Source organism: Myroides sp. C4067, assembly GCF_038039665.1.
GTDB classification, from domain to species: domain Bacteria; phylum Bacteroidota; class Bacteroidia; order Flavobacteriales; family Flavobacteriaceae; genus Flavobacterium; species Flavobacterium odoratimimum.
Genome location: NZ_JBBPHJ010000017.1, coordinates 59,276 through 82,443 on the forward strand (window position 1 = coordinate 59,276; position 23,168 = coordinate 82,443).

Annotated in this window: 14 protein-coding genes and 3 tRNA genes; 3 read left to right on the plus strand and 14 right to left on the minus strand. The window is 32.7% G+C overall.

Translation table 11 applies throughout. The features are described 5' to 3' along the window. Window positions 1-58: 58 nt before the first annotated feature. The 4 genes from AABL87_RS12630 to argS all read right to left on the minus strand — a co-directional run bounded on the left by AABL87_RS12630 (window position 59) and on the right by argS (window position 6,440). A complete protein-coding gene (locus AABL87_RS12630) occupies window positions 59-1,720 on the minus strand; it encodes an MBOAT family O-acyltransferase (protein WP_006258658.1) in 1,662 nt (553 codons plus the stop codon). Window positions 1,721-1,724: 4 nt separating this feature from the next. Further along, a complete protein-coding gene (locus AABL87_RS12635; protein WP_071306866.1) occupies window positions 1,725-3,155 on the minus strand; it encodes a LysM peptidoglycan-binding domain-containing protein in 1,431 nt (476 codons plus the stop codon). Next, window positions 3,142-4,599: a hypothetical protein gene (locus AABL87_RS12640; RefSeq protein WP_071306867.1), complete on the minus strand. Its 1,458-nt coding sequence runs from the start codon at window positions 4,597-4,599 to the stop codon at window positions 3,142-3,144. Before AABL87_RS12640 ends, AABL87_RS12635 begins: the two co-directional genes overlap by 14 nt. Before the next feature lie 62 nt (window positions 4,600-4,661). Beyond that, the gene (gene argS, locus AABL87_RS12645; RefSeq protein WP_006258661.1) at window positions 4,662-6,440 is read right to left on the minus strand and encodes an arginine--tRNA ligase; all 1,779 of its coding nucleotides are present in this window, start codon (window positions 6,438-6,440) and stop codon (window positions 4,662-4,664) included. A 409-nt stretch (window positions 6,441-6,849) separates the two neighbouring features. Between argS and AABL87_RS12650 the strand changes: the two genes are divergently transcribed. Further along, on the plus strand, window positions 6,850-7,686 hold the full coding sequence (locus AABL87_RS12650; protein ID WP_006258662.1) for a helix-turn-helix domain-containing protein: 837 nt from the start codon (window positions 6,850-6,852) through the stop codon (window positions 7,684-7,686). An 88-nt stretch (window positions 7,687-7,774) separates the two neighbouring features. Further along, on the plus strand, window positions 7,775-8,323 hold the full coding sequence (locus AABL87_RS12655) for a YbhB/YbcL family Raf kinase inhibitor-like protein (protein ID WP_006258663.1): 549 nt from the start codon (window positions 7,775-7,777) through the stop codon (window positions 8,321-8,323). Window positions 8,324-8,436: 113 nt separating this feature from the next. Here AABL87_RS12655 and AABL87_RS12660 read toward each other — a convergent pair whose 3' ends face one another. Together AABL87_RS12660 and AABL87_RS12665 are read right to left on the minus strand one after the other, a co-directional pair. Next, entirely contained in the window at window positions 8,437-8,655 is a 219-nt protein-coding gene (locus AABL87_RS12660) for a hypothetical protein (RefSeq protein ID WP_230456745.1), read from the minus strand. Between the two features lie 212 nt (window positions 8,656-8,867). Beyond that, window positions 8,868-9,257, minus strand: a complete 390-nt coding sequence (locus AABL87_RS12665; RefSeq protein WP_341277438.1) for a hypothetical protein — start codon at window positions 9,255-9,257, stop codon at window positions 8,868-8,870. A gap of 234 nt (window positions 9,258-9,491) precedes the next feature. Between AABL87_RS12665 and AABL87_RS12670 the strand changes: the two genes are divergently transcribed. Next, window positions 9,492-10,646 carry a peroxiredoxin family protein gene (locus AABL87_RS12670; RefSeq protein WP_341277439.1) on the plus strand — a complete coding sequence of 385 codons (1,155 nt, stop codon included), beginning with the start codon at window positions 9,492-9,494 and terminating at the stop codon, window positions 10,644-10,646. A gap of 288 nt (window positions 10,647-10,934) precedes the next feature. On the opposite strand, the gene AABL87_RS12675 is transcribed toward AABL87_RS12670, so the two are convergent. The 8 genes from AABL87_RS12675 to AABL87_RS12710 form a co-directional block, all read right to left on the minus strand. Next, a complete protein-coding gene (locus AABL87_RS12675; protein WP_006258667.1) occupies window positions 10,935-12,479 on the minus strand; it encodes a RagB/SusD family nutrient uptake outer membrane protein in 1,545 nt (514 codons plus the stop codon). 12 nt (window positions 12,480-12,491) lie between these two features. Next, entirely contained in the window at window positions 12,492-15,689 is a 3,198-nt protein-coding gene (locus tag AABL87_RS12680) for a SusC/RagA family TonB-linked outer membrane protein (protein ID WP_341277440.1), read from the minus strand. 152 nt (window positions 15,690-15,841) lie between these two features. Next, window positions 15,842-17,380, minus strand: coding sequence for a RagB/SusD family nutrient uptake outer membrane protein (locus AABL87_RS12685; protein ID WP_341277441.1), 1,539 nt, complete (start codon window positions 17,378-17,380; stop codon window positions 15,842-15,844). 12 nt (window positions 17,381-17,392) lie between these two features. Next, window positions 17,393-20,602, minus strand: coding sequence for a SusC/RagA family TonB-linked outer membrane protein (locus tag AABL87_RS12690; RefSeq protein WP_341277442.1), 3,210 nt, complete (start codon window positions 20,600-20,602; stop codon window positions 17,393-17,395). Between the two features lie 287 nt (window positions 20,603-20,889). Then, window positions 20,890-21,867, minus strand: coding sequence for a DUF6266 family protein (locus AABL87_RS12695; protein ID WP_341277443.1), 978 nt, complete (start codon window positions 21,865-21,867; stop codon window positions 20,890-20,892). Window positions 21,868-22,799: 932 nt separating this feature from the next. Then, a tRNA-Val gene (locus AABL87_RS12700) sits at window positions 22,800-22,874 on the minus strand. 30 nt (window positions 22,875-22,904) lie between these two features. After that, window positions 22,905-22,979, minus strand: a tRNA-Val gene (locus AABL87_RS12705). 30 nt (window positions 22,980-23,009) lie between these two features. Beyond that, a tRNA-Val gene (locus AABL87_RS12710) sits at window positions 23,010-23,084 on the minus strand. Window positions 23,085-23,168: the final 84 nt, after the last annotated feature.

Below are 23,168 nucleotides of genomic sequence, written 5' to 3' on the forward strand. Positions count from 1 at the left end.
AATACAAAAAAGCCCGACTCATTAGAATCGGGCTTTTTTTATCTTAAATCAAATACTTTTAGAATTGGAAATAAATAAATGGTTGTGGTCCTGCTGTAGCAGTTGCATAAACAATCCAAAACACAAAGCCAAGTACTACTGCCTTTACAAACATTGGCGCAACATTAAACATCTGATGAGGCACTGCCATCCATGACTTAGGTATATAATGCCATACGAATCCAATACCGATCAACATAAACGCATTTTTATACCCCATAGCAATAGTAGTCCAAGCTTCCCAATCAAACTCTATACTTGCAATATTATTGATAACATTTAATGCGGTATCAAAAGAGGTCGCTCTAAAGAATATCCAACAAAACGTTACAAAGTTAAAGGTTAAGAATATAGAGAAAATTCTCCATAAGAAGTGAGGTTTAACTCCTTTTGCTCTAGGAAACAGCTCCATGATAATCTTATGTATCGCTAAAGCAATACCGTGTAAGGCTCCCCACACAATAAAACGCAAACTAGCTCCATGCCATAACCCTCCTAATAACATAGTCGTTAATAGGTTAAAGTTAGTATACATATTTTTCTTTTTGTCTTTTGCTAACAAGAAGGTTAGACCAAAGACAACAATAGATGCTACAGCTAGGATTAATGGAATAATACTTTCATTCATATAGTAAATTCCCCATCCTAAGATACCTGCAAAGAATAATCCTGGAAAGAAATACCCTCCGAAACTTCCTTTTCTATTTCCTCCTACTGATATGTACAAGAAATCTTTTAACCAAGTAGAAAGCGATATATGCCATCTTCTCCAGAATTCTGTAATAGACATAGACTGATAAGGTACATCAAAGTTAACTGGCAATCTATATCCCATCAACAATGCTATACCAATAGCCATGTCTGAATATCCTGAGAAGTCACAATAAATCTGAATAGCGTACCCATAAGATGCCATTAGATTTTCAAATGCTGTATAACTATTCGGAGCATCGAATACACGATCTACGAAGTTAATAGAGATATAATCAGAAATAACTGCTTTCTTCAATAACCCTCCGATGATTAATAACAACCCTTCATTCACATAATCTCTAGACACATAAATATTCTTATATATCTGTGGCAAGAAGTCTTTTGCACGAACGATAGGCCCCGCAACCAACTGTGGAAAGAACGAAATAAAGAATAAATAATCTAAAAAGTTCTTCGTTGGCTCTATCTCTTTTCTATAAATCTCTATAATATAACTAATAGATTGGAACGTAAAGAAAGAGATCCCTACAGGTAGTATAATATCATCTAAATGCAACTTCGTATTCGCAAAGAAATTAACTCCATCTAAAAAGAAGTTTGTGTACTTAAAGTAACCTAGTAACCCTAAGTTTACAACAATACTAATCGTTAAGAGTAGTTTCTTCTTCGCTGCATTCAAGGTATGATTAATAATATTAGCAAAATAGTAATCCATTAAAGAGGATCCTATCAAGATAATAAAATACATTCCACTAGACTTATAATAAAAGAATAGAGAGAATAAGGTCACATACAATAAACGAATGTGGAAGGTTTTTCTCATCAAGATATAGAAGAGGTAAAACACAATAAATATCCCTAAAAACAAACCTGAGTTAAACAACAAAGGCTCTTTAGGATTAAAAGTAAACCAGTTGATTACTTGATCAATAGTTATACTTGGTATTTCAATATTAAATAGACTCATTTAATTAAAAAGCACTATTTTGTTTGACAAATTGGTTATAAGCATCGATAAGAGCCTCATAGAATAAATCTCCTGTATATTCATACCCTTTCACGGTATAGTGCACAAGATCTTTTGATAGCATTCCGTTCTCTCTTAAACTAGGCAAGCCTAGCGTTGCACCTAGATTATAATATAAATCCCAGATAGCATACTTCCCATCTATTCCATTAATGATTAATTCATTAGATAATTCTGCTGCTACAGTATTAGGCTTATCTTTAGAGAAATAAGATGGAGGAGGTGTAGTCAATAACACACTTGCATGAGGTGCTACTTTCTTTACCTTAGCTAAGAACATATTGACTTGCTCTTGAAAATCTCTTCCACTCATTCTATCAAAGGACTCATTAGTTCCCATAGATACAATTACTAAGTCTGGCTCTAATCCTCTAAGTTGCTTAAAGAACAAATCGTATTTAGTATAATCAGAGAACCTCGCCCCATTCACACCTATTGTATGATATAATATTCCAGGTTTATCATTCTCTAATACTACACCATTTAGGTCATACGCTTCAGCCTGTTGATTAGAGTAGAAATAGATACGGTCTAGCTCTTCTCCTAACTCAAAGGTATAGAATACGTCATTCTTCTCCCCTGATAGCTCATTAAACATATTATTAGACACCACTACAGATTCCCTCTGCTTAGTAGGAATACTAAGCCTCTTACCCGCATGAATGGTATTCGTCTTCATATTATTCGCTTTCTTAATCTCAGTAATAGTAGTATTATACTTATTAGCGATAGCTCCTAGAGACTCTCCTCTTTTAATCTGATGAGAAATCTTCTTAGGGGCAGTTGATTCTAAGAAAACTTTTTGACTAGCCGTTCCTACATTAAACTCCTTTTTATTAGAAGGTGTAAAAACTTTCATGCGAGAAAAACCATATGAAGCATCACGTACACTTAACTCTATAACAGCATTACTATTATTTGTAGACAGCGCTATTCCACTTAATCCTACTTGTGCATCTTTTACTGGAAATATATTTCTATAACTACTCCATTCTGCATTAGAAGAATACCTAACTAGGGAGTTACCATTCGTCTTAGCTAATTTATAAGGAAAGGCAAATCCCAATCCCCCATTTCCAAATCTATCTTGAAGTAATGATCTCATTCTTCCACTAAAAAAATCAGCTTGAATATGAGAATCACCTATATGTACAATGTTAATCTTTCCTTCCTTAGAACGAATCATCTTCTGAACTTTCTCAAAGAAAGTTTTTAATTGTTCTGCGTAATAGATCTTATTTCCTATTCCTTCTCCATTCACAGATTCTACCTCTTCATCACTAAACTCATTAGTACGAAGTGAACTAACCTGGGCAAAAGAACCAATATGAAATAAAATACCTACAACAAAAACAGCAATTTTATTCCTTTTCATTTTCTATTTTTTGTTTAGAACTATCCTCTCTTACAGTTTCTTTTTCTGGTTGCTGAAGAGAATCTACTTTCTTAACAGGCACATGTCCTGCGTGTTTCTTTTTATAATCTGTATACCCTTCCTCTAATCTAGCGAAGATCTTACCTGAAATATCAGAAGCTCCTCTATGATTAAAGTGTGTATAATCTTTATTCGCTTTTGCAGGTACCTCTTCTACCCATTTGACCATAGAACCATTTCCTCCCATAGCCTCGTATAGGTTAAAGAATCCAGCATGAGCTTCCATAGCATATTTTCTCTGTGCCTTCATCAGTGGTTCTACAGCAGCATCTGTCTTCATCACACCTTCTACTTTAGATGATTTATCCGCAGTAGATATTACTAGAATACTAGCATTAGGAAAACATTGTTTTAAATGTTTCACTACATTCCCCATCTTCTTCGTATACCATGAGTAATCTAGAGATCCGTAATTTAAAACATTAGCACCATAGTGTAATACGATTAGACTATAATCTAAATTCTTTTGATACTTCTGCATTAAACTCACTTTAAACAACGATAGTGGCAATCCTGAATTACCTCTACTAGAAAAGTTATCAACCTGCACTCCACCGCCTGCACTAAAGTCTACACCATATATTGGAATAGAATCAGCATGTTTAAATAGTAGTTTAACATCTTTAATATTACCATCAGCTATCTTCAATTTATTTAATTCTGAACTGACACTTAACTTCTTGACAATAGTATCCTTATTAATAATAACTGCTACTTCTCCTCTTTTATTATTAGAACTTCCATAATAAAGTGTTGGATTATAAAGCATTGTCATATTTTGCATCTTACCTGCTGTATAACTCACCCAAGTAGATTTAACTGTATCTTTCACGAAATACACCTGTCCTGATACCCCAAAAGGCTTCTGAGGTTTTTTGACGTTTAGATAAGACTGCATCTTGAAGTTATTCGAATACTTATGGATAACAGATAATCTAGACTGTGCGGATTCAGACATAATAGGCACATAACCTACTCCCATACCCCCATATTTACTCTGATAATTCTTACGCAGATCTTGCACGATTAAGTCTCCATCAGTCATCGAATCTCCATAGTAAGCGATACGAACACGTCCCCCTTTTTGTTGTTCTAGAGCATATAGTTTAGCAAAGAAATTCTCCAGATACGCCATTCCTTTAAAAGAACTAGATTCTTCATCACTAGTAAACACATCTTCTGGAACGATGATTACATTCTCATCATCTATTCCTGTTTTTTCAGTCTTTAGACTATCTTTAGTTACTAGCTTCTCTTTTTCTATGCCTTCTAGTGCTTCTAACATCAGACTATCCACTACAATATTACTCGTAGGAAGAGCTTCTTCACTAAATAACTTTTTAGGCAAATTTCCTTTAAAGAATAAAAAAAAGCCACTTGCCATTACTATAATGGCAAGTGACTGGTATAGGTATGATTTCTCTACTTTCACAAAAAAATATAAGATTACATTCGGTCTGGTACAGCGATTCCCAATAATGAGAACGCATCCTTAATCACCATTCCTACTTTTTCTGACAATTGTACTCTAAACGCTTTTAATACAGCATCTTCTTCTCCTAGAATAGATACCGTTTGATAAAAAGAGTTATACTCTCTTACTAATTCATATACATAATTAGCTATAAGAGCAGGGCTATGTGTACGAGCAGCATCCTGAATCACTACAGGGAACTCCTCTAATAACTTTAATAATTCTTTCTCTTTAGGATCTAATGTGATTCCTTTTATTTCTGATGTATAATCGAAGTCTGCCTTTCTTAAGATAGATTGGATACGAGCATATGTATATTGAATAAACGGCCCTGTATTCCCTGCAAAATCAACTGATTCTTTAGGGTTAAACATCATTCCTTTACGAGGGTCTACTTTTAGGATAAAGTATTTTAATGCACCTAAGCCTATTGTAGTAAATAGTTGAGTACGCTCTTCTTCAGAGTACCCTTCTAGTTTACCTAATTCTTCTGAGATAGACTTAGCTGTGTCAGTCATTTCTTGGATTAGTTCATCTGCATCTACTACAGTTCCCTCTCTACTCTTCATCTTACCTGATGGCAACTCTACCATTCCATAAGATAAATGATATAAACTCTCAGCCCAGTCAAAACCAAGACGTTTAAGTATTAAAAATAGAACCTTAAAGTGATAATCTTGTTCGTTACCTACAGTATACACCATACCACCTACATCGCCGAAATCATTCACACGCTGTATAGCAGTACCGATATCCTGTGTCATATATACAGAAGTACCGTCTCCACGAAGTACCAACTTCTCGTCTAATCCTTCCTCTGATAAGTCTATCCATACAGAGTTATCCTCTTTTTTGAAGAATACTCCCTGCTCTAGACCTTTCTCTACCTCATCTTTACCTAATAAATAAGTATTGCTCTCGTAGTATACTTTATCGAAGTCTACTCCTAAGTTTTTATACGATACCGCAAAACCATCATAGACCCATTGGTTCATTGTTTTCCACAATTCAATAACCTCAGGTTTATTATGTTCCCAATCTACAAGCATCTGTTTTGCTTCTTTAATGATTGGAGCTTCTTTCTTAGCTTCGTCTTCAGACATACCTTGAGCCATTAATTCTTTGATTTGGCTCTTGTACTCCACGTCAAACTTCACATAGTAGTTTCCTACTAATTTATCTCCCTTAAGTCCAGTAGACTCAGGAGTCTCTCCATTACCATACTTTTGCCAAGCCAACATAGACTTACAGATATGGATACCTCTATCGTTAATGATCTGTGTTTTATAAACTTTTTTACCAGAAGCCTTTAATATCTCAGCTACCGAATATCCTAATAAGTTATTTCTAACGTGACCTAAGTGAAGAGGTTTATTTGTATTAGGAGAAGAATATTCTACTAACACTGACTTATCACCAGGTGTAGGTGTCACATATCCGAAGTGTTCTTCTTTGCGTGTAGCATTAAAGAAATCGATATAGTAACTATCTGAAACGACTAAATTTAAAAATCCTTTTACTACATTAAACCGTTCTATTACAGAAGTATGCTCTACTAAGTACTCACCTATCTTAGTACCGATTTCTACTGGGTTTCCTTTTATCTGTCTTAGAAAAGGAAAGATAACTACAGTAATATCACCCTCAAACTCTTTTCTTGTCGCCTGATACTCAACTTTATCTACAGTAGCACCGTATAATTGTTGAATCGCCTTCTCTATCTGCGGAGTTAAAATCTGATTTAATGTCATTTTGATTAATTTAATTAAAGGAGCAAAGATAATTTATATTTCTTCATTTAAAGAAGAGTATAGAAGGAATTTAAACATTTCCTTTAAAATTTATTACCAATCCCCTCTTAAAAACAACTATCTAAAATACAATATTTTATCTTAAAAAACAACCTCTTTATCTCCTTTAAAACAAACAAAAAATTGTTAAAGCATCTCACATCCTTATCAAAATTCTGCTTACAATATTCATAAAGTAACACCAATCTCCTCACTACTGCTTAAATAAAAAGTCCTCATAAATACAATTACATTCTCCTTGACTATTCAACCTCTTTTCACTTCGCTTATTTCACTACATTTACCCTACCTATTAAATCCTATTTATAATAGTGAAATAAAAAGACCTACATAGCCTAAAACTGATAGTATGAAAAGCATCCTTCTTCCCAACGACTTCATCACTGACGTCACTGAACAGATAACTATATTTGATTATCATACTAAACAGGAGATCTCTAAACAACAAGTAATTTTAAATCAAAACACTTTTAGTTTTTTAGTTGAAGGAACAAAGGAAGTATGGTCTGACAACTCTTTTGAAGCACTAGATAACTCCAAATTCATCCTAATGAAAGCTGGTCATTGTTTAATGACCGAAAAACTATCTAACACTGCTAATTACAGAAGTATCCTCTTGTTCTTTGACAATGAATTGATACTTAACTTTATCTCTAAATACAATATAGAACTAGTAGAAAATAAAAGTACTCACTCTATCCATACTTTTAACTACGATAACTTCAGTAAGCACTTTGTAGAAAGTCTAATGGATATAGCTAAACTCTCCCTTTCTATTCAAAAGAGATTACTAAATATAAAACTAGAAGAGATCATGCTATACCTCACTGAGGTCAATGGAACAGCATTTCTTCAATCCTTTATAACTAACAACAATAATAAAAGTTTAAAGTTCACACAGACAATAGAAAAGAACATCTTAAACAAGCTCACTCTATCTGAGCTAGCCTTTCTGTGCAATATGAGCGTATCTACTTTCAAACGAGAATTTGAAAAACACTATGGTGATTCTCCTAGCAGATGGTTTCAAAACAGAAGATTAGAATATGCACATACCCTACTTACACAGCATACAACTACTGCATCAGAAATCTATCTAAAGGTAGGTTATGAGAATGTATCTAGCTTTATACAAGCGTATAAATCCAAGTATAATATCACACCTAAACAAAGTCAAAAACAATGAGCTTCTAGCAACATTTTTTGACCCAATCCCGCTAACTCCTACTATAGACCTTACTATAAATTTGCCCTAAACATTTAATCATAACACAATGAAAGCTGCAAATTTTATAATCGGGCTAGTACTAACACTATCGACTAGTGTTTTTGGACAGAACACCTTTACATTATCTAGTAAAGATCTAGGTGGAGAAACAACTAAACAACACGAATTTAATGGTTTTGGATGCGATGGAGAGAATCAATCTCCTCAGTTATTTTGGCACAATGCTCCTAAAGATACCAAGAGCTTTGCCATCACGATGTATGATCCTGATGCACCTACGGGAAGTGGTTTTTGGCATTGGGTAGTCTTTGATATTCCTAGCAATATAAACGAACTAGTAACTGATGCAGGAAAAGTCAACTCTCCTCTATTACCTAAAGGTGCTATACAGAGCCTTACAGATTATGGAATAAAAGGTTTTGGTGGACCATGTCCTCCTGTAGATCATGGATATCACCAATACATCATAACAGTACATGCCCTTAAAACGGATAAACTAGGACTAGATGGAAATACTACTACTGCCATTGTAGGTTTTAACTTATGGGCAAACACCATCGCAAAAGCGAGTATTATAGCGTACTATAAACGATAATACATATTTATAAATAAGCAAAGCGACTCCTGATACACCAGAAGTCGCTTTGCTTATTTTTTTATTACAGAGTCCATATACTAACTAATTATTTTATCTACCAACATACCATCTTATCTTCCTCCCATCACCCTAGCTAATACTCTACCTACAGTTTTTTCAAAGCCTTTGCGAACTACATCTGCTCTTTCTTTTTTATCTAACCAACCTGTCATCTCTTTATTGAATGCTCGTTTAGCAGGAACTCTCACATACACCTTCTCTTCTTCCTCTAGCTCCTTATCCATCATAGATCTTCTTACACTATACATCTCTTCGTATCTATCCCTCACAGATGACTTCTGTTTAACCTTAAAATTCGCATAGAACCTCACATCTGCATTTATTAAATAAACTTCAGGACTTCCCTCTAAGTATATTATAGATGCAGGACTCGCAAAGTGAATAGTAGATAGGGCTGACTATCCATACATACAGGGTATTCCTAGTAAAATCAACAAATAAAAACATACTTTACCCATAATGTAATTATATTAACACACAATTAGGGCAATATTCCGATAAGGAAATCAAGAAATAGGTTCTGTAAAAAGGTTAAATCCTGATCGTACTCTCTTACATACCCCTTATCTAGAGACACATCCACAGCTACTCCGTTATTAAACTTAATATTCCTGTTTAATAAATGATATTTATTGTACATCAGTTCTTCTAACTCATATTTCTCTTCATACCTATTAGTCTTAGCAGAAGTATGCTTAGCTCTAAAACTAGTAAAAAATCTCACCTGAGAATCCTCTAAATACATTCTGGGATTACTATTGAGATAAACGATAGAAGCAGAACTAGCAAAACTAGGCTTAGACAGAACAGCCTGCCCATATACCCAAGGCATCCCAATCAGTAATAATAGATATAAATACAGGTTTTTCATAATTTAATATTATAAACAAAAATAACATAATTCATTAGAAATACTAAATACAAGTAAATAAAACTAAATACCAACATCATATTTAATTAATAATAAGAGTAAACTAAGAAACAACACAAATATTTCAAATATCAAATAAAACCAATTAATGCTAAATAGAATCAAACATCGCTAATCTTACAATCTATCAAATTAGTACTTTTAATCCTTTAACTAACATATATCAATACAATTATGAAAAAAATCAGTCTATTACTTTTGGTAATGACCATATTAATCTCATGCCAAAAAAAGAATACAATTGAAGTAATTGCAGAGGGAGTACCTGATCATACAAAAGTGGAAATCTTTACACACCCTATTGGAATAAAGGACAAAAAAGTTCTTGTAACTGGAGAGGTTTTAAATGGTAAAGTAACTTTAGAAAATCCTTTTACTGAATTAGATGAAGCCTATTTAGACGTAAAAAATAGTAAATATAAAATAAATGGCATTTTCTTTATTGGTGAAGCTGGTAATATCAAAATAACATATATTAAAGATAATATAAACAACAACTCCTTCGGAGGTACCGAAAACAATAAGAAATTCCAAGAATTCATTACAGAAAGAGGAGTTATTTATGAAAATATTAATAAATATTATAGTGAAAACAAACAAAGATTAGAAAAAGCAGAAGAGGAGGATGACATAAAAACCATTAATGAAATCGAGTCTCAACTAGATAAATACACAGAAGAAAATAATCAGATTCTAAGAAAATACGAATCTGATAATAAAAATAATAGCTTTGGAATGTTCACTCTTTGCCAAATGATAGGTATGGAGGAATTTTCTATAGAGGAATGTAAGAAACTCTTTGCTGAGTTTTCTCCTGAATTAAAACAAACTATAATTGGAAAAAAAACAGAAAATAGATTAAATAAATACATAGAAAAAAAAGAATCTGAAGTAGTTTTAAAAATAGGAGATAAATTACCAGAATTTAAAGCTTTAGATCCTAATGGAAAAGAAGTAACTCTAGCTTCTTTTTTAAAAGGAAAAAAAATAGTTCTTATAGATATATGGGCTTCTTGGTGTGCACCATGTAGAAAAGAAAATCCAAATGTAGTAGAAAACTATAAAAAGTATCATGATAAAGGATTAGATATATTAGGGTATTCTATAGATCAAAAAAAAGAATTATGGTTAACAGCAATTGAGAAAGACAATCTTACATGGACTCATGTATCTAATTTAATGTCTTGGGATGACCCAATAATAAAAAATTACGGTATTAAATCAGTACCCGCAAGCTACTTAGTTGATAATAAAGGGACTATATTAGGCATAAATCTTAGAAGATCAGGACTTGGGAAAAAACTTGAAGAAGTTCTTGAAAAGAAATAAACTATTTCATTTATTATTACAATTTAAAAAAGCCTTATAAACGACCTTTATAAGGCTTTTTTACTACTAGTAAATAGAATATAAACATTAACAATAGTCTCCATTACAAGTTATTTCAACAAACCAAATTTACCTTTTATAAAGTCTTACCTTCTTAAGATATTGCTAGTTCTCTTTATTTATAACGGTACATTACACTTCTCTAAATATAAACATCTCTCTAATATAAAATCATCCCCTCCTTAACTAAAAAGGAGAATGTTTATGACATTCTCCTTTTTAGTTAAATTATATTTCTGAATTATAATCTGTTTCTGCTTTTGGTATTCTATAAGTCCATTTATTATTCATTTCAGGAGTAATCTTCTTCGTTATCAAATCAGAAGCATTCCCGCCTTCTTTACTTGATTTTCTATCTATCGTTAAATTTAAACGCTTATAATCAAACCAATCAAATCCTTCACCCCATAACTCTATAGATCTGTACTTAATAATTTCATTTAATAGTTCTACTCCTGTTTTATCACATACATACTTAACGTCTCTTTGTGTATCTTTTGTAAGTTCAACTAACTTCGCTATTGCTTCATTATCTCTTCCTAAAAAGTATAGTGCTTCTGCTTGAATTAAACACATTTCTGAAGAACGAAAATGATTTACATGCATAACGCCAGGTTGACTAGTTACTTTTATCTTAAACTGCATATAGGCCGCAGTTTTAGCTTTCATACTTATATCCGGAAAACGTTCTCTCACTGCAATATCTAAAGGGCTATTCGATTGTATAACACCAGTAGTAGCATTATAAGTAGAAGTATCATATCCTGTAGGATCTAAAAAAAACTGTTTTCTCACATCTGTCATCGGAATAGACTCATATAACTCTTTACTTATTCTACTTGGCCCAGATGTTACACCTGTAGCTTCTGAGTTATATCCTATATAAGCCCCATATGCATTATTATTTAGCTGATCATCTGTAGTTCCAAAACTACACCAAAGCCATTCTGATGTTACCTTATTAAAACCTTCTTTATAAACAGACAGAGACATTAATGGATATCCTACTCTTGCTTGAGTAGCATGACTTAAAGCACTTTGATAATCTTGTCTATTTAAAGCTGCTCGAGCAAAAATTGCATGTGCTACATTAGCATCTATTAAATAGTTATCACTTGGATTTCTTTTGTAATTACTCTCCCTAAATAAAACGATTGCTTGATCCAGATCTTTATAAATCTGGTCATAAACTTGCTTTAATGGAGATAGTGGCATAGCTCTAGGATCTTTAGAACTAAGTCTTAATACTACAGATTTAGTCTCTCCATTATTAGAATCTTGCCAACGGTTACCATAAATTTGTACTAACATCGTGTAAGCATAAGCTCTATATGACATTGCCTGAGCTTTTAAGTATTTCTTTACACTAGGTAATCCCTTCACATCATCTACTTGAGCGATGATTTCATTAGCATTCGTAATCACCATATAATAATAATGCCAAGGATAATAATTATTTAAATGTGTCACATTTTCTATATAATCGTGATTGCTAACCCCAACAGAACCCGCTCTATCCTTTCTATAATGATTACCTGCTGTTTCTCCATAAATCAGTTTTATGGTTCCTTCTCCGTTATTTCCACTTCCTACATAACTAGTAGACATTAATTTCGCTAAACCATTAACAGCATAAATTATCCCTTCTGTATCTTTAAAAACATTATACTCTGATACATCTCCTGAGGGTTCCGTTCCTAAATAATCATGATCACATGCTATAAAAACAGATAAAGTAACTACACCTAAAAAAAATCTCATAATCTTTCTCATCTTATCTTGCTATTAGAAATTAAAATTAATCCCGAAAATAAATATTCTTGGAGCTCCTGCCCCACTTCCTACAGCTCCAGAAAAAGATTGCTGAGGATCTAATCCCTTAAACTTAGTAAAAGTGTAAACATTCTCTACACTAATATTCATACTCATCTGTTTTACCTTAATCTTCTTCAACAACTCAGAAGGAAAGTCATAATTCAAAGCAATATTTTGTATAGACAAAAAATCTCCACTTCTAATAAAGCGATTAGATTCAACATTGTTATATTGACTAGTTGTATAATTTATTTGAGGGATTCCATTAGGATTTATTCTATCAGGTGATGTCTCTGTCATTCCATTAGGTGCACTACTCCAAGAATGAGTAATATCTTTATGAATAGCTCGTACCATATCAGAAGCTTCCATCAAACTCATATAATTATAATCCAACACTTTTCCTCCTAATGCATAGGTAAATAGTCCAGATAGATTAAAGCTTTTATAATGTAAAGACGTTGAAAAACTCCCATCTACTTTAGGTATAGCACTTCCTGCATAAACTTTTTTACCAAAAGTATCTGGATTAGTTGTGTAATACTGTCCATTTATATTCACCAAATACTCATCTGATACAGAAGGCTTATCAGGAGCTGAGCCATTTACATTATACTTTTCAGAATCCACAGTATACAAAGCATTCCCAGTCATCTGATCTACACCAACGAAATCAGTTAAGTAAAACTCATACACACTTCTTCCTTCTTTTCTTAAAAAAGGAATAGAAACTATACCGTTCTCTCTATTATCAGAAGGCAATTTTAATAGTTTATTTTTAAGCATGGTAGCATTAACTCCTACATTCCAAGACCAATCACTCTTTTTAATAATATCTACATCAAAAGAAAACTCAAAACCACGATTTGATATACTACCAACATTACTAACTATAGACGAAGAAGGAAAAGTAGGAGCAGTAGAACCATTAGATAGAGGCATTTCTAAATTAAACAAAAGATTTTTTGATCGTTTATCGAAATATTCTACTGTAAAATTCAATCGATTAAATACCCTACCATCTATAGCAAAATTCGTAGAACTAGATGTTTCCCATTTTAATCCTTTATTTCCAAACTGCTTTCTATAAACAGCAGGTTGACCAGCATTGCTAACTGATCGATATAAAGAGTAATAAGCATATAAACCTGCAGCACTATCATCCCCTACTTCTCCATAAGAGGCACGTAACTTTAGGTAATCAATCTGTTTAATTTTAAAAAAATCTTCTGACGAAATAATCCAGCTACCTCCTGCTGACCAAAAATTACCCCAGCGAGTATCACTATGAAACTTTGAAGACCCATCGCGACGAAACGATGCTTCTAAAAAGTACTTATTTGCATAATTATACTTAGCTCTAGAAAAATAACCTTCAGTTCTATATTTTGTTAAAAAATCATTTGCTGTATAAAGCTTATTGAAATTTGACCAATCTACAATTCCAGTAAAAATCTCTTCTATTTTTGAAGCGTTTAAATTCCCTGAATCCACATTAAGATTCTCATGACCAAACAATACATCAATATTATGCTGACCAATATCCTTTTTCCAGTTCAGTAATTGTTGAAAAGAATATGTTTTTCCTCTATTATTATTTCTATATGATCTTCCTTTAAGGTTTGCACCTGATCCGACTATACTATTTTGGTACTCTTTAACATCTGTATAGTTTAAAGCTAAATTAGCTTTTAGACTAAACGTAAGGTCTTTCATTAACTTAATATCAGTATAAATCTGAGAATTTAATGTTGTAGCTATTCGTTCCATACTATTTAGCTGATTTTCTAAAATCATATGACGCCTTTCATACTGTTTACGAGTATTTTCTCCTAAATCATAAATTTTATCTCCTAATTCATCATATATGTAATCACCTGTCTTAGAATCATGTAAGTGAATAGGATAGATTGGTGCTATACTTGAAGCATGTGACTCAGGAGAAACACTATTAAGGTTTGTTATTTGATGTGATCCAGAAACGTTAGTTCCTATCTTAATTATGTCACTTATCATGTAATCAGCGTTAACACGTGTAGTAAACCTCTTATAATCACTCCCCCTAAAATAGCCTTCATTATTTAAAAAACCTGTCGAAAAATAAGCTCCTCCTTTTTCATTAGACATTCTACCATTAAGATTTAAATCTTGATATGTACCTGTTCTTTCAATGGGTTTATACCAATCTAAATCTGATCTATATCCTTTTAAAACTGAAGCATGAGGCACTAGACGCCCATTCGTATCAAACAGTTGGTCACTAGACAAGTTATAAATATTCATACCTAGTATCTCTGGAATTAAATTAGCTGTTGCAAGTCTACCAGCTTCTTCAATAGAATTTCCATTACTCACTAAAGAATTGCGATATCCCATCCACATCGTTTCCATAAACTGATCTGGCTCTACTTTATCATACTCTTTTAGGAATCTACTGACTAATCCTTGTTTAAAACTTACTCCAAAAAAACCATCTCTTTTGGAAGCCTTCTTTGTATTAATTAGAATTACACCATTAGAGGCACGATTACCGTATAAGGTAGTTGCAGAGGCATCTTTAAGAACTGTTATACTCTCTACATCTATAGGATTAATATCACCAACACGGCCTGCATATACCATTCCATCCAAAACAATTAGAGGATCATTTTTATCCATTGAAGTAAATCCTCTAATTCTAATACTAGGCTCTGCGCCAGATTGGCCTGAACTATTATTAACACGTACTCCTGGCGCAGCACCTGTTAATGCATTTAATACATTAGTATTAGGTCTTTTTTCAATATCTGAGCTAGTTACATAAGATAATGCTCCAGTGATAGACTCTTTCGTAGATGTACCATAAGCTACTACTACAATATCATTTAAAGTTTCACTAACTTGATGTAATACAATATCATAATGTAAGTTAGCACCTACATGTATTGACTTTGTTTCATAGAACACATAACTAACTGTTAATATTTCTCCCTCTATAGCATGAATAGTAAAGAGACCTTGATCATCAGTCATTGTTCCTTTATTAGAATTTTCTATAACAACAGTAGCTCCTAACAAAGGAATTCCATTAATATCTTTAACACTTCCTGTAACAATATTTTTTGTTTGACTATATATTACACTAAATGTCATAAATATTAAAAACGTTAAATATTTTTTAAGCTTCATACAATATTTATTTTTAAGAAGTAATCATCTCCAAAAATAAACATCATTTTTTATAAAAAATTTAACAAATCAAACAGAAAATAAATAATTAAAAATAATTATATAACAAAAAAGAGAATGTCTATATATAGACACTCTCTTTCCAATTTTAATTATATTTCTGAATTATAATCTGTTTCAATTTTCGGTATTCTATAAGTCCATTTATTGTTCATATCCGGAGTAATCTTCTTTGTTACCAAGTCAGACGCATTCCCTCCATGTGCGCTTGATTTTCTATCTATAGTTAAATTTAAACGCTTATAATCAAACCAATCAAATCCCTCTCCCCAAAGCTCTATGGCTCTATACTTAATAATCTCATTTAATAATGCTACACCTGTCTTAGTACATACATAATTAGAGTCTCTTTGTGTGTTTTTTGTAAGTTCAACTAATGTTGAAGAAGCTTCATTATCTCTACCTAAAAAATGCAATGCTTCTGCCTGGATTAAACACATTTCTGAAGATCGGAAATGGTTCACATGCATAACACCACCTGGTTGACTAGTTACTTTTATTTTAAACTGCATATAAGCAGCTGTTGTAGCTTTTTTATCAATATTAGGGAAGCGTTCTCTAACAGTTATATCAAGTAGACTATTTTTTTGAATAGCTCCTGTTGTAATATTATAAGTAGACGGGTCATATCCTGTTGGATCTAAAAAAAGTTCTTTTCTAATATCTGTTGTAGGAATTGACTCATATAATTCTTTACTAATTCTGCTAGGACTAGCAATCACAGATGTTGAAATTGAATTGTATCCAATCATAGCACCATATGAATTATCAAAAAGATAATTCTCATCACTTCCAAAACTACTCCATATCCATTCCGATGTAATATTATCAAATCCTTCTTTATAAGCTTTCATTGACATTAAGGGATAATCTTCTCTAGCTAATATAGCATGGTTTAGAGCGCTTTGATAATCTTGTCTATTCAACGCTGCACGAGCAAAAATTGCATGTGCTACACTAGCATCTATTAAATAATTTGTATTCCTTTTATAATTACTCTCTGTAAATAAAACAATTGCTTGACCTAAATCACTATATATCTGATCATAAACCTGTTTTAATGGAGCAAGAGGCATAGCTCTAGGATCTTTAGGGCTTAACCTTAATACAACTGATTTAGCCTGCCCATTATTAGAATCTTGCCAACGATTACCATAAATTTGTACTAACATCGTGTAAGCATAAGCTCTATATGATAATGCTTGTGCTTTTAAATACTTCTTAACACTAGCAAAACCATGCACGCCGTCTACTTGAGCAATGATTTCATTAGCATTACTAATAATCATGTAATAATAATGCCAAGGATAAGAATTATTCTCATGGGTTACATTTTCAATATACTCATTATTACTTATTGCGACAGTACTAGATTCGTCTTTCCTGTAATTACTACCTGTTAATTCTCCATAGAGTAATTTAATCGATCCTTCTCCATTGAAACTCCTCCCCATGTCTGTCATCATTAGTCTTGCTAAACCATTAATGGCATATGTCACTCCTTCAGTATCCTTAAAAATAATTTCTTCTGAAACTTCTTCTGAAGGAATTGTTTCCAAATAATCCTTCTCGCATCCAATATTAATAAACAAAGTACTTAATAATAAAAAATTTACTACTATTTTTTTCATAATACGATTGATTTAAAAATTAAGATTAATGCCAAAAATAAATATTCTCGCCGCCCCAGAGCCTGAACTATTACCAATAAGTCCTGAACCTGTAAAAGATTGTTGTGGATCTAACCCTTTAAATTTAGTAAAAGTGTAAACATTCTCTATACTAACATTCATACCCATTTTTTTTATCTTTATTTTTTTTAATAACTCTGATGGAAAATCATAATTCAGAGTAATATTTTGTATCGATAAAAAATCTCCACTTTTTAAAAATCGTGTAGATTGAGCATTACTATTTTCACTTGTACTATAATCCACTCGAGGCACTCCATTATAGTCTATTCTATTTACTGAAGACTCAGTCATTCCTTCAGGTATACCATCCCAAGCATGAATAATATCTTTATGAATTGCATTAACTTTATAAGATACATCCATCAAACTCCTATATTTACTAGCTAAAACCTTACCTCCTAATGCATAAGTAAATAGCCCTGATAAACTAAAACTCTTGTAACTCAATACTGTTGAGAAACTACCATCTACTTTAGGAACACCACTTCCTGCATAAACTTTTTTACCAAACACACCCGGATTAGTTGTATAATATTGTCCATTTATATTCACCAAATGTGCTTCTGATACAGAAGGCTTATCAGGAGCTGAGCCATTCACATTGTATTTTTCTGAATCTATAGTATACAAAGCATTTCCAGTCATTTGATCTACACCAACAAACTCAGTTAAATAAAACTCATAAATACTTTTTCCCTCTTTTCTTAAAAAAGGATCTGAAACTATCCCATGTTCTCTATTAGCAGGAGGTAATTTCAATAATTTATTTTTTAACATTGTAGCATTTACTCCAATATTCCACGACAAATCGTTCATTTTAATAACATCTACATCAAAAGAAACCTCAAAACCGCGATTTGATATACTACCAACATTACTAATTATAGATGAAGTAAACATTGAAGGAAAAGTAGATCCATTAGATACTGGCAATTTCAAATCAAACAAAAGATTCTGTGAGCGTTTATCAAAATATTCTACAGTAAAATTCACTCGATCAAAGACTCTACCATCTATCGCAAAATCAAAAGAAGAAGAGGTTTCCCACTTTAAGCCTTTGTTTCCAAATTGACTCCTATAGGCCGAAGGCTTTCCAGCATAAGTATACATTTTATATAATGTATGTGAGGCATATAGATTAGCAGCTTCATCATTTCCCACCTCTCCATAAGAAGCACGTACCTTCAAATAATCAACTTTTTTAATTTTAAAAAAGTCTTCTGAAGAAACAACCCAACTTCCTCCAACTGACCAAAAATTACCCCATCGACTATCACTGTGGAACTTAGAAGACCCATCACGACGAAAAGATCCTTCTATAAAGTACTTATTTTTATAATTATACTTTCCTCTAAAAAAATATCCCTCTGTTCTATATTTAGTTAATCTCTCATTTGCTATTTCTAATTTATTAAAATTAGACCACTCGATAAGCCCTTTAAAAGTCTCGTCACTTTTAACTCCATATAAAGTACCTGCGTCTGTATTAAAATTCTCATGTCCTAACATCACATCAAAATTGTGATTACCAAAATCTTTTTTCCAATTAAGGAGTTGTTGAAAACTATAGGTTTTATTTCTACTACTATTTCTACCCGACTCCCCATTAGTTCTCTTTCCGATTCCCCCTACACTATTTCTATAATTTCTTATATCATTATAGCCTAGAGCTAAACTTCCTTTTATAGAAAAAGTAAAATCATTTAAAAAATTAATATCAGTATAAATCTGTGAATTAAGTGTTGTTGAAATACTTTCATTAACATCTAACTTATTCTCTAAAACCATATTCCTAAATCTTTGAGATTTACGTGTCTTATCTCCTAAATCAAAAATCTTATCTCCTAACTCATCATAAATAAAATCGCCAGTATCAGGATTGTGCAAATAGATTGGATAAATCGGAGCCATATTTGAAGCTACATGTACTGGATTAAAAACATTAGAATTAGTTATTTGATGTGAACCTGATACATTAGTTCCTATCTTAACAAATTCATTTACATTGTAATCAGCATTAATACGTGTAGTAAATCTTTTATAATCACTACCCTTAAAATATCCTTCGTTATTTAAAAAACCTGTCGAAAAATAAGCTCCACCATTTTCATTAGAAATCCTTGCATTCAAATTTAAATCTTGATAAGTCCCTACTCTTTCTACAGGTTTATACCAGTCCAAATCTGACCTATAACCAGGCAAAACAGATGCGTTGGACATTAAACGCCCATTAGAATCGAACAACTGCTCATTAGATAAGTTATAAATATTCATTCCTAATACATCTGGAATCAAATTTTTTGTTGCAAGTCTATTCGCATCAGCTAAAGAGTTTCCGTTGCTTACTAAAGAATTGCGATACCCTTTCCACATTGTCTCCATAAATCCATCTGGATCTAATTTATCATATTCTAATTGAGAACGATAAAAAAGCCCTTGTTTAAAACCAACGCCTAAAAAACCTTGTCCCTTAGAAGCTTTTTTTGTGTTTATCAAGATTACTCCATTTGATGCACGATTCCCATATAGTGTCGTAGCAGAGGCGTCTTTTAAAACTGTAACACTTTCTACATCTAACGGATTAATATTTCCAACAGGTCCTACGTATACTATTCCATCAAGGACTATTAATGGTTCATTATTAGTTAATGATGAAAAACCTCTAATTCTTATTGAGGGTTCAGAACCTGGCTGACCAGAACTATTATTAATGCGTACGCCTGGTGCAGCACCTACTAATGCATTTAATACATTTGTATTAGGGCGTTTTTCAATATCTGAACTAGTTACATAGGATAAAGATCCCGTTAAAGACTCTTTTGTAGATGAACCATAAGCAACTACTACAATATCTTCTAAAGTTTCATTTAATTGATGTAATACGATATCATACTTTGAATTAGCATCAATCTTTACTGATTTTGTTTCATAGAATACATAACTAATTATTAGCGTATCCCCCCCTATAATATTAATAGAAAAAAGACCTTGCTCATCGGTAATCGTTCCTTGATTAGTACCTTCTACGATGACACTAGCCCCTATTAAAGGAACTCCATTAATATCTTTAACACTTCCTGTAACAATATTTCTTGTCTGACTATACATTACACCTAGTATCATAAAGACCATAAACGTTAAGTAATTTTTAAGTTTCATACAACATTAATTTAAGAATATCATTTTGCCAAAATTAACACAGTTAAAACTTCATTAATATCATAATTCAAACAATAAATCACATATACTACAATAAATGAAACATTTCACAAAAAAAACGACTAAATAAACTACTTCATATAGAGTAGCATACTATAAAAACTAATCAACATTTATTAATTTTAATGTAAGAACACCAACATTATATAAGTTTATTGATACAATATTTACTGTGTATTATCTATCAACAATAGATAATATTTCTATTAGTATTGATACAAAAAATCCTAATCAGAATCCAGCGATGGAGGCATCGCTTCTAATACAGATCGAGCGGCGTTTTCACCTAGGGGTACTACTTCTTTATCCCTGCTCTTCTCACTTCCATAGAAGCCAGGTGGAGCCCACTTCTTCTTAGATATATTCTCTATTAGCCCAACTTTCTCAGGCTCTTTATGCTGTTCTATATCTAGTGGTTCTTTCTCTTTTACATCTTCTCTTTTAGTAGACACACTTAGCTTTATCACCTCTCTTTTCTCAGCTACTAGCACTTCATTCTCTAGTTCACTGTAACTTTCTTGTGACTTCCCTTCCTCAATGAGTTGCTCACTATTATCTCCTAACTGTGTTATCCCATGATATGCACTTGTACTAATCACTTTATCATCAGCAGACTTCCACACACTCCAGAAATGAACCTTCCCTTCTTTCCACTCCTTAGGTAAATCAAAGTGAACATACCTATCCTCCCTCTTTGCGATCGCACTTATCTCTGCTACTAAATCTAACGATTCTCTATAGGCTATAATAGATAATCTATCCGTGTTCTTCGTCAGTACATTTGTGATACTATTATCCCATTGTACCTTTATACGTCCAGTCTTAAGTTGGTTTATTTTCTTAATTACAGCAGGAGGCAATGGTCCTATCGACACTAGTACCTTAGCGATATCAATACATGGCTCACCTTCTACATTAACGATTCCCTCTTTCATCAGCATAGAGATCAATTGCTCTTTTCCTGTCGCCATTTTATTATTCAATAAAGCCTGTGGGTAATGCTCATTTATAAAGTCTTTAAACTTACTCACAAAGCTAGATAATACCCCTAGTTTACTTCGTTGGAGTACTTGAGCCTCTGTAGCTAGTTTATGAGACTTACTAGGCTTAGAACGTATAAAATAACGTCCTCTCCACATAAATCCTACTACTGTGCCCACTGTACCATGTACACCTCCTAATATTCCATCTTTTATCTCAGCCATGATTAATACTGTTTAGTTGTGATATTATTAGTTTGTCAAAGCTAATTGCTATTTACCTCTGCCATTCTCTATTTCTTTTCTTATCACAAGATATAAAAAACAGACACACAACTATTTAACTAATCAAATAGCTTTAAACCAGATTAAGCATTGACCAAATACTACAAAGCAATTCTACTTGATATCTCTTTCACTAGCTCTAAAAGCATACTATAGTATACTTTTAGAGCTAATTCAGACCTATTTTGTATAATTCCTTTTCGTTTATTGTCTATCACTTATTCTGGGTTCAAAAAAAGAAAATAAGGCTATTTATCAAGTATCAACCGCAATACTCTTTCAAAATAACAATTAACAAATAATTCAATTCGACAGATTAATATTCATGCTAACTCTAGCTACACTTTTACTTCTAGAACAACACTCTATCAATACAAGAAGTATTCGTCGACTACTAATTCTCTAATCCACTATTTATGGACTATACTCCACGGATTGTCGAGGGACTAAAGGAAAACATAGACTTACGAAGGGGTAGAGCGAGGTATATGTAAAACAAAACAAGAACACTAAAAAACGTATAGCATTGAAAAACAATCCAATAAACAAAAAAGAGGTACAAAAAAAGTGTAGTAGTTTTTTACCTTTCTCTCATACAAAAGACAATATCAATATAATATCAATTAAAAAAGGATATAGAAAAGCTATTTCTGAAGGCTATATAGCTCTACGAAGAAGATAATAATAAAAAAGGGAGTCTATATTTCTCTAAGCAAGTAGACCTTAAAAGAAGATTACAGGTTTGATTAATATATCAAATCTATAAGATCGAACTCATAAGAGTGGTACAGTATGGTAATCCCTAAAAACGATAGAACAGTAAACACTTTAGGTCAAAAAAAAAGCTTCACTGTATAGTGAAGCTTAGGATGTGGGCGATGAGGGATTCGAACCCCCGACCCTCTCGGTGTAAACGAGATGCTCTGAACCAACTGAGCTAATCGCCCAAAATATTATTTTTAAACAAACTTGTCTTGTGGGCGATGAGGGATTCGAACCCCCGACCCCCTCGGTGTAAACGAGGTGCTCTGAACCAACTGAGCTAATCGCCCAAAAATGTTTTAAATAACTTGGTGTTATTGTGGGCGATGAGGGATTCGAACCCCCGACCCCCTCGGTGTAAACGAGGTGCTCTGAACCAACTGAGCTAATCGCCCAAAAGAATTTTAAATAACTTGGTATTGTTGTGGGCGATGAGGGATTCGAACCCCCGACCCTCTCGGTGTAAACGAGATGCTCTG